The organism is Paenibacillus cisolokensis (genome assembly GCF_050481165.1).
In the GTDB taxonomy this organism is placed as follows: domain Bacteria; phylum Bacillota; class Bacilli; order Paenibacillales; family Paenibacillaceae; genus Paenibacillus_AH; species Paenibacillus_AH cisolokensis.
Window position 1 is genome coordinate 51612 of sequence record NZ_JBCNFP010000039.1, and the last position, 12149, is coordinate 63760.

General features: G+C 53.7%; 11 protein-coding genes. 1 reads left to right on the forward strand and 10 read right to left on the reverse strand.

Annotation, left to right across the window (positions count from 1 at the left end; genetic code table 11):
- Nucleotides 1-91: 91 nt before the first annotated feature.
- Nucleotides 92-487 (forward strand): nucleoside triphosphate pyrophosphohydrolase family protein, encoded by a 396-nt coding sequence (locus ABEV74_RS07230; protein ID WP_062490447.1) that lies wholly within the window; start codon nucleotides 92-94, stop codon nucleotides 485-487.
- Nucleotides 488-575: 88 nt separating this feature from the next.
- On the opposite strand, the gene pssA is transcribed toward ABEV74_RS07230, so the two are convergent.
- From pssA to ABEV74_RS07280, 10 genes are all read right to left on the reverse strand, one after another.
- Nucleotides 576-1322: a CDP-diacylglycerol--serine O-phosphatidyltransferase gene (pssA, locus tag ABEV74_RS07235; protein ID WP_062490445.1), complete on the reverse strand. Its 747-nt coding sequence runs from the start codon at nucleotides 1320-1322 to the stop codon at nucleotides 576-578.
- 117 nt (nucleotides 1323-1439) lie between these two features.
- A complete protein-coding gene (disA, locus tag ABEV74_RS07240; protein ID WP_062496483.1) occupies nucleotides 1440-2516 on the reverse strand; it encodes a DNA integrity scanning diadenylate cyclase DisA in 1077 nt (358 codons plus the stop codon).
- Nucleotides 2517-2526: 10 nt separating this feature from the next.
- On the reverse strand, nucleotides 2527-3891 hold the full coding sequence (gene radA / locus ABEV74_RS07245; protein ID WP_062490443.1) for a DNA repair protein RadA: 1365 nt from the start codon (nucleotides 3889-3891) through the stop codon (nucleotides 2527-2529).
- Between the two features lie 203 nt (nucleotides 3892-4094).
- Nucleotides 4095-6539 carry an ATP-dependent protease ATP-binding subunit ClpC gene (gene clpC, locus ABEV74_RS07250; RefSeq protein WP_430144713.1) on the reverse strand — a complete coding sequence of 815 codons (2445 nt, stop codon included), beginning with the start codon at nucleotides 6537-6539 and terminating at the stop codon, nucleotides 4095-4097.
- A gap of 2 nt (nucleotides 6540-6541) precedes the next feature.
- Entirely contained in the window at nucleotides 6542-7621 is a 1080-nt protein-coding gene (mcsB, locus tag ABEV74_RS07255; RefSeq protein ID WP_082655036.1) for a protein-arginine kinase McsB, read from the reverse strand.
- A gap of 19 nt (nucleotides 7622-7640) precedes the next feature.
- Nucleotides 7641-8162, reverse strand: a complete 522-nt coding sequence (gene mcsA / locus ABEV74_RS07260) for a protein-arginine kinase activator protein McsA (RefSeq protein ID WP_062490439.1) — start codon at nucleotides 8160-8162, stop codon at nucleotides 7641-7643.
- Between the two features lie 35 nt (nucleotides 8163-8197).
- Nucleotides 8198-8659 carry a CtsR family transcriptional regulator gene (locus tag ABEV74_RS07265; RefSeq protein WP_062490437.1) on the reverse strand — a complete coding sequence of 154 codons (462 nt, stop codon included), beginning with the start codon at nucleotides 8657-8659 and terminating at the stop codon, nucleotides 8198-8200.
- A 190-nt stretch (nucleotides 8660-8849) separates the two neighbouring features.
- Nucleotides 8850-10031 (reverse strand): GNAT family N-acetyltransferase, encoded by a 1182-nt coding sequence (locus ABEV74_RS07270; protein WP_430144717.1) that lies wholly within the window; start codon nucleotides 10029-10031, stop codon nucleotides 8850-8852.
- 173 nt (nucleotides 10032-10204) lie between these two features.
- Nucleotides 10205-11071, reverse strand: coding sequence for a hypothetical protein (locus ABEV74_RS07275; protein WP_430144719.1), 867 nt, complete (start codon nucleotides 11069-11071; stop codon nucleotides 10205-10207).
- A complete protein-coding gene (locus ABEV74_RS07280) occupies nucleotides 11064-11603 on the reverse strand; it encodes an RNA polymerase sigma factor (RefSeq protein WP_430144722.1) in 540 nt (179 codons plus the stop codon). The genes ABEV74_RS07275 and ABEV74_RS07280 overlap by 8 nt, the downstream gene beginning before the upstream one ends.
- Nucleotides 11604-12149: the final 546 nt, after the last annotated feature.

Here is a 12149-nt window from a genome sequence, read left to right on the forward strand (position 1 = left end):
GCGGCATCGATTTTCAAACAGCTTTTGAAATGCGGCCGGCAGAGGATTATAATGTTGGATATAAAAGCAAATGAGAAAGAGGTGGAACCGAATGAACGCCCCGACGCTAGAAATGTTTCAACAGCAAGTCTCGGAATTGGTCCTTCGGCATCGCAGCTTGCTTGACATCATGTCCAAATTGAGTCAATCCGGCGCGTCCGTCAATCGGGCCGTCGCCAAGGCGGTAACGGAATGCGGCTGCATCGAATTGAATGCGCGCAAGCAGCGGTTTCCGGAAGAAATCGATCTGGAGAAAGCGAAGGAAACGCTGGAGAATCATATGTCCGGTCAATTATGCGAAACGTGCCGCGACGTGTTGAAGGCAGAGCTCGGTCGAAACCTGTTTTATATGTCCGCCTTGTGCAATCTGCTCGACATTCAGCTCGAAGAAGTCGTTGCCTCCGAACGGGACAAGTGTTCCACGCTCGGCCTATTCAATTTGACTTGACGCCCGCACACCGGCGTCAACGTAAAAAATCGCGCATCGCCCGCCTTGACGAAAGGCGCCGATGCGCGATCTTTATTTTGATTGAACCTCAGGCGGAATGCTCCGATTTCGGCGTTTCGCCGTTCATGCGCTTGCCAAGCTTCTGTTTTCGGCTTTTGCCGGACAACCGGCGATCAACGTTTTTTTTTATCCCGTACAAGGCATACAGCAGCAGCGGGATCAAAATAATTTTGGACAGATGCTGCGGCAGCAAAATGCCGAGTACGACGGCGACGGCAACGACAATCGGAATGACCCAGATCGCTCCGCGCGGAATGCCGACTTTCTTGAAATTCGGATATTTGATCCGGCTGACCATCAAATAGGACAGCAGCAGCGTGCTGCCCATCATCACCGCTACCGGAATGTCTTTCGCGAATAGAGCCAGCGTGGCGAGAACGCCGCCTGCGGCGGGAATCGGCAAGCCGACAAAATAACCGGGGACGCCGGCTATAACATTAAAGCGGGCCAGCCTGAGCGCCCCGCAAATCGGGAAGATTGCGGTTATAATCCAGGCCGCCGCTTCGTTGACATCCTGAAACGCCACCACGTACATAATAAATGCCGGAGCGACACCGAAGGAAATGACGTCCGACAAGGAGTCCAGTTCTTTGCCGAAATCGCTTTGGGCGTTTAGCGCCCGGGCAACGCGGCCATCGACGCCGTCGAGCAGCATGGCGATAATAACCATCATGGCGGCATAATCCGGCTTTTCGTTAAATACAAGTATTATCGCGATGATCCCCAGAAAAAGATTCCCTATCGTAAAAAGACTCGGTATCGACTTCGTGATCATCCGTTCACCTCATTTTCTACTCGAGGTATCCGAATTGCGCATTCGCGCAGACGGACCACGGCATGCAGTTATGCGGTCTGACCTCGACATCTCCGCATTCTTCCTATTCTACTGGACTTAAATCTGTCTGTCAATAAACATTTGTTCCTGAATCCGTTTAAGCCCTTCCTTGATCGCTCTTGCCCGGGCTTCCCCGATGCCGTCCACCTCGTCCAGCTCCTCGCTGCTTGCCGTCACGATGTTGGACAAATGACCGAAACGCTCCACCAGATTATGCATCACGACGAGCGGCAGGCGAGGGATTTTGTTCAGCAGACGGTAACCGCGCGGCGATACCGCTTCGTCGGCCATCGCCCCGGGGTTAGCGTATCCGATAAGCCGGATAATATGCGGCGCGTCGAGCAGTTCTTCCGAACCGAGCTTTTTGAGCCCGTTTTTAATTTCCCTGAGCCGTTCGTCCGAGTTGTCTTTGGCGTAGTCTTTCAACAAAAACCAGGCATCCTCTTCCACACCGCCAACAAGCTCATCCATCTGCATGCTGATAAGCCGGCCTTCGGTGCCGAGCTCGTTGATATAGCGTTTGATTTCCATCTTGATGCGAAGCACCATTTCCACGCGCTGAATGACATGCGCGACTTCCTGAAGTGTGACCAGCTCCTCAAATTCGAGAGCCGACAAGTTGGTGAATGCCTGATTGAGCACCGCCTTGTATTTCTCAAGCGTCTGTATCGCCTGATTCGCTTTTGTCAGAATGACGCCAATTTCTTTCAAGGCATATCGCAAGTTGCCCTGATACAGCGTAATGACGTTGCGCCGCTGCGAAATCGATACGACGAGCTTGCCGGTCTGCTTGGCGACCCGCTCCGCCGTCCGGTGACGGATTCCCGTCTCCGACGACGGAATCGAGCTGTTCGGGATCAACTGCGTGTTGGCGTACAGAATACGGCGCAAATCCTCGCTCAAGATGATGGCTCCGTCCATCTTGGCAAGCTCATATAGATAACTGGGCGTAAAATCGCAGTTGATCGAAAAGCCGCCGTCAACCACTTCCATCACTTCAGGACTATATCCGACAACGATCAATGCCCCGGTTTTGGCCCGGAGTACGTTTTCCAGTCCTTCGCGAAAAGCGGTGCCCGGCGCGACAAGCTGCAGCAATTGATTCATAATTTCCTGTTGATTCTGCTCTTTCATCATTTGCCCCCTATTCGAGCGCTGCGCTGAGCGCCTCCGCCACCGTTCCGACACCGATGATCTCGATGCCCGGCGGAGGATTCCACCCTTTCAAACTGTTTTCGGGCATAATAACCCGTTTGAAGCCTAGCTTATGAGCCTCCCTTACCCGCTGCTCGCTGCGCGAGACGGCGCGCACCTCACCCGTAAGTCCGATCTCGCCGAATATGACGTCATAGGGGCGAGTAGGGACATCGCGGAAGCTCGACGCCAGACTGACCGCCGCTGCCAGATCGACCGCAGGCTCATCCAGCCTTACGCCGCCCGCTACGTTCAGGTACGCATCCTGCGTCTGCAGGAACATGCCGTTCCGCTTCTCGAGCACGGCGATAATGAGCGCCATCCGATGATGGTCAATGCCCGTCGACATGCGGCGGGGCGAAGGAAAATGGGTCGGCGCCACCAGCGCCTGCAGCTCGACCAGCACGGGACGCGTTCCCTCCATGCTGGCAACGACCGTCGAGCCCGCTACGCCGAGCGGCCTTTCGGACAGAAACAATTCGGACGGATTGCTGACTTCCGAAAGTCCTGTCTCGCCCATTTCGAATATGCCGATTTCGTTCGTCGAACCGAACCGGTTTTTGACCGCCCGCAAAAGACGGTACGAATGGTGCCGCTCGCCCTCAAAGTAGAGCACGCAATCGACCATATGCTCCAACAGCCGGGGACCGGCGATCGCCCCTTCTTTCGTCACATGGCCGACAAGCACCGTGGCGATGCCCTGGCCTTTGGCCACCCGCATAAAATGGGCGGTGCACTCCCGCACCTGGGCGACGCTTCCCGGCGCCGACGGCACGTTCGGATCGAAGACCGTCTGAATCGAATCGATGACGAGAAAGTCCGGTTTGACCGAATCGATCGCTTCGTGAATCCGCTCGACGTTCGTCTCGCACAACACCAACAGCGATGCCGACAGGGCGCCAAGCCGGTCGGCCCGCAGCTTCGTTTGCCGGACCGATTCCTCGCCGGAAATATAAAGCACGGTCAGCTTCTTGGAAGCAAGCGCGTTCGACGTTTGCAACAATAGCGTGGACTTGCCGATTCCGGGATCGCCGCCGACGAGAATGAGCGAACCCGGCACGATGCCGCCGCCGAGAACGCGGTTTAATTCCCGCATGCCCGTCTCGACTCTCGGCTCTTCTCCGCTATCTATATCTATGATGGAACGCGGCTTTTCTTTCGCCTGAAAAAGCGCGGCGGCGCCGGACGTTTTTATGACGGTTTCCTTTTCCTCCACCATCGTATTCCAGGAACCGCAGCCGGGACATTTGCCAAGCCATTTCGGCGATTCCATTCCGCATTCCGTGCATGCGAATTTTACTTTTATTTTAGCCATGAAAGTCTCCTTCTTGCGGAAACAGGTGTCAATCAAAGTTTACCATTTCCTTGCGCCGGTATAAACCCTATTTTCTTTATAAAAACGAAACAAACCGGCAGTCTCTGCCGGCTCAAATTGGGGGATCAGTCTTCCGCAACATAGAAAATTCGGCCAACGCGCCAGCAGAGCGGCAGCTTGTCGCTGCCGCTCTGCTGTAGACCTTATTTGTTCGCTGTCTCCGCGTTCGCCTGCTCGACTGTCAACTCTCCGTTTTTCTCGTCAATGATGAGCTTGTTACCTTTGGAAATTTTGCCGGTCAGCAGATCTTCGGACAGCCGGTCTTCGATATGCTTCTGAATCGCGCGGCGCAGCGGACGGGCGCCATACTGCGGATCGAACCCTTCCTTGGCAAGGAAGTTGACCGCCGCGTCGGTCAGCTCGAAGTCGATGTCCTGCTCGCGCAGCCGTTTGCGCAGCTCGTCGGCCATCAGCGTCACGATTTGCTTGATATGCTCCTGCTCGAGCGAGTGGAAGACGATAATCTCGTCGATCCGGTTCAGGAACTCCGGCCGGAAGCTTTTCTTGAGCTCCGCCATCACTTTGTCTTTCATCTGCTCGAAATCGCGCTCCGCATTTTGCACTGCGGTAAAGCCGAGCGTCGAACTGCGCTTGATCTGTTCGGCCCCGACGTTGCTCGTCATAATGATGAGCGTGTTGCGGAAATCGACAAGCCGGCCTTTGGAGTCGGTCAAACGCCCATCCTCGAGCACTTGCAGCAAAATATTGAACACTTCCGGATGCGCCTTCTCGATCTCGTCGAGCAGCACGACCGAATACGGTTTACGCCGCACCTTCTCGGTCAGCTGGCCGCCTTCTTCGTACCCGACGTATCCCGGAGGCGCGCCGACCAGACGGGAAGTGGAATGCTTCTCCATATATTCGGACATATCGATCCGGATAACCGCATTTTCGTCGCCGAACATCGCTTCGGCGAGCGCCCGGGCCAGCTCCGTCTTGCCAACGCCCGTCGGTCCGAGGAAGATGAACGAGCCCATCGGGCGCTTCGGATCTTTCAGACCGGCACGCGCCCGGCGAATGGCGCGGGATACCGCCTTGACCGCTTCGTCCTGACCGATGACGCGGTTGTGGAGGATGCTCTCCATCTTGAGCAGCCGCTCGGTCTCCTCTTCCTTCAGCTTGACAACGGGGATTCCCGTCCAGCTGGCGACAACCTGCGCAATATCTTCAGGCGTCACTTCGGAATCGGTCCGGCCTTGTTTTTCTTTCCATTGATTTTTCGTAATCTCCAACTCTTCGCGAATTTTTTGCTCCGTGTCGCGAAGCGCCGCCGCTTTTTCGAACTCCTGGCTTTGGACAGCCGCATCCTTCTCTTTGCGGATATCTTCAAGCCGGTTTTCGAGCTGCTTCAAGTTCGGCGGCACCGTATAGGTGTGCAGCCGCACTTTCGAGCTCGCTTCGTCGATCAAATCGATCGCCTTGTCGGGCAGGAAGCGGTCCGTAATATACCGGTCCGACAATTTGACCGCCTGCTCGATCGCCTCATCCGTAATTTTCACCCGATGGTGCGCCTCGTAACGGTCGCGAAGACCTTTCAAGATCTGGATCGCTTCTTCCGGCGAAGGCTGATCGACCATGATCGGCTGGAAGCGGCGTTCCAGCGCGGCGTCCTTCTCGATATATTTGCGGTATTCGTCGAGCGTCGTCGCCCCGATGCACTGCAATTCGCCGCGCGCCAGCGCCGGCTTCAAAATATTCGACGCATCGATCGCGCCTTCCGCCCCTCCGGCCCCGATCAGCGTATGCAGTTCGTCGATGAACAGAATAATGTTTCCGGCCTGACGAATTTCGTCCATAATTTTTTTCAGACGATCTTCGAATTCGCCGCGGTATTTCGTTCCGGCCACGACCGAACCCATATCGAGCGTCATGACGCGCTTGTCGCGAAGCGTCTCCGGAATTTCGTTGGCGATAATTTTTTGAGCGAGCCCTTCGGCAATGGCCGTCTTGCCGACGCCGGGCTCCCCGATCAGCACCGGATTGTTCTTCGTCCGGCGGCTCAGCACCTGAATGACTCGCTCAATCTCCTTGCTGCGGCCGATAACCGGATCGAGGTTGCCTTCGCGGGCAATAGCCGTCAAATCCCGCGCCAGACCGTCAAGCGTCGGCGTGCTGGCGTTCGTGGGCGAGCCGTGATTGCTGGACACCGCTTCGCTGCTGCCGAGCAGCTGCAGCACCTGCTGCCGCGCCTTGTTCAGGCTGATACCGAGATTGTTCAGCACACGGGCGGCCACGCCTTCGCCTTCCCGGATAAGACCGAGCAGAATATGTTCGGTGCCGACATACGTATGTCCCAGCTTGCGCGCTTCGTCCATCGACAGTTCGATGACCTTCTTCGCGCGCGGCGTATAGGCGATGTTGGTCGGCTGCTCCTGTCCGCGGCCGATCAGCGATTCGACTTCATCCTGAATTTTTTCCAGTCCGAGTCCGAGCGCAATAAGCGCCTTGGCCGCGATTCCTTCGCCTTCTCTTACCAGTCCGAGCAAAATATGTTCGGTACCGATATTGTTATGACCGAGCCGTACCGCTTCTTCCTGTGCCAGGGCAAGCACCTTCTGCGCCCTTTCCGTCAATCTGCCAAACATCATATTCAAACACCTCCGTGTTCGGTTTTACTTCCCAGTTGCTTGCGTATAAGTTCGGCCCGCCGGATATCCCGCTGATCGGGACTCATCTTCTCATCAAACAGATATTGCAAATAACCCGGCTGGGTCATCACCATCATTTCGTTCAAAATTTGCGGCCGCACATTGCGGATCAAGCCGAGATCGATGCCGAGACGGACGTCGGAGAGACGCTGGGCCGCCTCCTTCGATTCCATAATCGCCGCATTGGCCAATATGCCGTACGAGCGCCGAACCCGGTCCTCGACCTGCATTCTCGATTCGGCCATAAGCCGTTCGCGGGCCGCTTTCTCATGCTCGATAATTTGGCGCGCCACGCTGTACAGATTGTCGAGAATTTCATTTTCCGACTGGCCGAGCGTAATCTGGTTCGAAATTTGAAACAGGTTGCCGAGCGCTTCGCTGCCTTCCCCATACAATCCGCGGACCGTCAGCCCTACCTGGGTAATCGCCGACAATATCCGGTTGATTTGCTGGGTCAGGACAAGCGCCGGAAGATGCATCATGACCGAAGCCCGGATGCCGGTGCCGACATTGGTCGGACAGCTTGTCAGATATCCTCGTTTCTCATCGAAAGCATACTCGACCTCTGCCTCGAAAATATCGTCGATGCGGCTTGCAAGCTCCCAGGCTTCCCGGATTTGAAAACCCGGATACAGACATTGGATGCGCAGATGATCCTCTTCGTTAATCATAATGCTAACCGCTTCATTATGCCCAAGGATAAGCGCCCCGTTGCGGGACTCATTCGCCAGATTCGGACTGATCAGATGCTTCTCGACCAATATTCTGCGTTCCAATTCGTTCAGATCGGACAGCACGAACGTGTCGAAACCGCCGATCTCTTTCAATTTTCCGGACTTGGCCACAGCCAGCAGTTTTTCCATCACTTCGCGGGAATGCTGGTTTGTCGCCAACATCGGAAACGGATAATGACGGATATTTCTCGCGATGCGGACCCGGCTGCTGATGACGATGTCGGCATCGGGACCGTCGACTTTCATCCACTCACTCAGCGCTTCGCGCGCAAAACGATGTCGGGCCAATCACGATCCCTCCTGCTTGTTACGACTCGGCAAATCTGCGCTCCAAGTCGCGTATTTTATCGCGCAGCTTGGCTGCATACTCAAATTCTTCGCGCTCGATCCGGCTTTGCAGCTCGCGCCGCAGCCGCTCGATTTCGCGTTTGGTCTGAATCCGGCTTCCCGACCGTTTCGGAATTTTCCCTACGTGTACCGTATTGCCGTGCACCCGCTTGAGCAGCGGATCGAGCCGCTCCGAAAATTTCCGGTAGCATTCGCTGCAGCCGAATCGGCCGATTTTGCTGAATTGCGCATAAGTCAGTCCGCATTCGTCACAGCGCAGCGTCTGAAGCGAAGGTCCGATTCCGCTACCGCTGCTTGCCGGCTCGAAATCGAGCAACCCGGACAGCAGACTGTGAATCGAAAAGCCGCTTCCGACTCCCGGAATGCTTTCGCCCTTCTCGCGAGCGCAAGATTCACATATATGATACTCCGTTTTCTCGCCATTGACGATTTTCGTAAAATGAAGTGTAGCCGGCCTTTTGCCGCATTCCTGACAAATCATGCCGTCCCCCTCCTTTCGACGTAAGGCGCCGCCCGCTATTTGACAAGCAGCGATACAAGCATCGATTTCAAAATGCGTGCGCGGATCTCATCCCGCAGCGGCAACTTCAACAATATCGCTTCCCGCGAAACAGCCGCCTTCAACAGATTGGCTTCCCTTTTCGTTATAAGCTGCGCCTGCTCCAGCTGGTAAATAAGCCCCTCGGCAGCATTCTGGTCGATTCGTTCGCCGATCGTTTGGCTAATATAGCCTTGGATAGCCTTTAGCGCCGGCAGCTCGACACGCTGAATGCGGATGTAGCCGCCTCCGCCCCGCTTGCTTTCCACCATATACCCTTTCTCCAAAGTGAAACGGGTGCTGATGACGTAATTGATCTGGGACGGAACGCATGAAAATTTGTCGGCCAACTCGTTCCGCTGAATCTCGACAGCGCCGTTGGGACTCTCCTGCAGCAACTGCTTCAAATGCTGTTCGATGAGATCGGAAATGTTGCGCATATCACCAACCTCGCTTCAAATTCCATTGACTTTGACTTTCTTTGACTTTGATTTAATTATACTTATTTTTCTAAAAAAAGCAAGGGGGCGAGTGATACCGCTACAACTTTTTCATCACTAGCTTGATGCGCAAACGCAGGGTTTATACACAGAAAGTTGCAAAGGAGACCCCATTAGGGCCTCCAGCCGTTCAAAAGAAATCTGTCATATAGGTCGTTCTAGCCGGAATGACGGACATCAGCGCTTCCGCCGTCTTTTCGGCCGCTCCCCCGATCCGGGATATTTTGACCATAGTGGCCGCATCCGCGTAACCGATCAGCATGGCGGTTAGCGTCTGGATATCGCAGCTGGCAACGGGCTTATCCGCCGCAGCCGCTTCGGACAGCGCCTGGGCTTGAGCAGCGCCGCTCGGACCGACTTCAATGTGCCAGACCGCTTCGTTCCAGGAAGCGTCGGCATCCGTGACCCGAATGTAAAGATCTGTTTTACGGTCCGTCTCTTTAAAAGGATACTGCTCGACAAACCGTTTCAGATCGACAATTCTGGCCATGAAGTACGGCTCGATTTCCTGCTTGAAGCGCGGATTGGCCCATTCAAACGGCAGCGTATCGTCAATCGGAACGGTCAGGTACGCCCGGTCCACCATCGAATCGTGATTGGCGAAAAACGTCCAAAGCCCTTTTTTCGCTTCGTCGTCCAGCACAATGTATTCATGCACCGTCAATTCGCGCTGCCGGACCTGGTAAAGCGCATAGCCCGACGGCTTGCCGTCGGCACGGAAATAAACGGCCGCATGCCCTTTTTTCCGGGGAAACACCGACGTCTTCCACCAATGTTCGGTGCGGTTCAGCATGCCGTTATACCGTTTGGCGTAGGATTCATAGATGCCGTTGAGCAGGCCGATATCTTCATTGCGACGTTCGACGCGGCCGCCCGTTTCGGCTCGCGGCGGAAAGAACGACGTCTCGATCGTATACTTCTTCAGATCGAGCAGGTTCTCCCATCCGTATTTTCGGTAAAAGGAATGAGAAAACGGAGCCAAAAACGAAACGGTTTGCCCGGCCCGTTTCATTTCGCCCAAGCTGTGCCGGATTAACCGGGCAACCAGTCCTTGACGGCGCATTTCGGGCCAGCTGGAGACATTGGCAATTCCCCCCATGTCGAAAAGCTTGCCGTTAATATACGTTTGGAGCGGAAGCAACGTCAGCTGAGCCGCTAGACGATTATCCGCAAATATGCCGAAATACCGCTCCGGCACGAACCGGCTGCGTTCGGCTTCGATCGCTTCTTCGCTCATTTCAAATTGAAACGCATACATAGATAATTTCTTGCTGGCTTCATAATCGTCCATTGTCAGCTGACGAATCTCCATAATCCATTCTCCTTCGCTCTATGGAATGATCTGGAATATAGCTATTATAGCATACGGAAGGAGAGGATGAACGCCCGTTCGTCTTGTTGCGAAGAAATCGGATGAGCACGCCGGACCGCATTCCCGTAAGTTCGTTTTTCCGTTTGTGTTCCGATCCCGGAACCGTAATGGCTTTACCCGATCAATCTGGCCGTGACTACGGTTTGCCGCTGCTCATTATTGCTGACTTTGACGGAAATGACTTTCGTTGTGCGCTTGCCCTGCCGGTCGGTAATGGTGATCGTAATCGTATCTTCTTTCAGATGATCAGGGTAGTCGTCCAATTGGATATGTCCGGTTCCCGAACCGTCATCGCCGGCTGCAAGCTCCGATTTCTCCCGTTCGCTCAAGTTACCGGATACTTGCCCTGCGCCTAGGAAACGGGAAAAATGATCCTCCGCCGCCCACTTATACATATTCCAAGCCGTCCAGCGGTACCAGATCTTGTCATAGTCGCTAAACCCCTCGTCAAAAGTCATCGTCACATTTTTATCGTAAAGAAGGCTGAAATCCGCCACCGAGATTTGGCGTTCTTCATCGAAATGCTGATAATATTCGACGTTCCAATATTTTTCGTGCTGCGTTTTCGTCCAGTCCACTGCGTAAATGTACTCGTTTTTTGTCGATATTTCGATTTTGGTGATGTTATCGCCGTCGATATAAAATTCCAGACCCGGCCTGGCATCGACGTTGCTGACAAATGTGCCGTAATCATCTGCACTTTTCCGATTATCGGACAACCGGAAGATGGCCCCGTCCTTTTCAATGATATGGATGGCATAAGCAGACGTTTCGCCGCCAAAAGGCACCACAGCCAATAATAACAGCGCCAGCCCCAGGCAAACCGCAGGTACGGCCATCCATGCTCGCCGCCTCCTCGGCGGCCGTTTCACATGCGCATTTGTCTGCATATGAGACAATATCTTTTCTCGCATCCGCGATTTTTGTGCTGCGTCCGGCGTCATCCTTTCAAAGATGTCCACCAATTGGTCTCTATTCATAAACGTCATCTCCTATTTCCAGTTTCAATCGCTTCCTGGCATTTCGAATCTTGGTCTTTACCGTGTTGAGATTCAGCTTAAGCATATTTGCGATTTCGGCCAACTTATATCCTTCGTAGTAGTGAAGGTACAAGATCAATCGGCTCATCGAAGGCAGCTTTCGCAAATTTTCCTCTACATCACGGTGTTGAAGGATATCCGTGTCTGTTCCCATGATGGCGTGTACGTCCAAATCGACGACTTTTTTTCTCCACCATTTGCGGTGCAAATCGCGGCATCGGTTTTGGGCGGCAGTGATCAGCCACGCTTTTTCATGTTCGGCATCAACGAAAGACTTGCTGCTTTCCAACAGCTTGATAAAGACGGTTTGCGTCACATCTTCCGCATCCTGCTTGTTGCCCGTCATTGAGAAGCATACCCGGTATACGGTATCGACGTGGCGGTTGTATATTTCCGCAATTTTGCTCTCCGCATGGTCTGACGACTTGATCTCGACAAAATCCTTGTTCGTGGTTAACAAGGATTTTTTCATCGATCTCCCCCCTTTCTTCTCTAACACGTAACAAGTTGCCGAAAGGTTTTCCGGAACAAAAAAAGACTGCCGGAAATGATTCCTGGCAGTCTCGCTTCTAACTCGTGTCCTGTTATTGTACTGCACATGCTCCCCAGCCACGCGGCCGATAGCGTACCTGCAGGCTCTATTCATGCTATGCTGACGTTTGGCAAGCGGCAAACAGCGTGAATAAACATGCAAGCTTCGATTAATGTTTTCATTACTATTCACCATGAACGATCTAACGAATCTGACAATCGCTATTTGGCGAAAAATCGAAGTTCCGGAATTGTAACGAACATGAGCAACGTTATTTGCTTAAAAGCAGTCAAATTCAGGCTGTTTATCGTAAATAAGGCGGCTCAGATTCGTTACATTCCAAAAAGCGGCTTATGGGCCAAAATAAAGCGTATGATATTCGTTAGAGTAACATTCCCCTGGGCTGGGGTTACGTTCACCTCTATTCCCTCACCACTCCGATCACGCGGCCACAATAGATTTCATCGAACAACAAAAAACCCACCG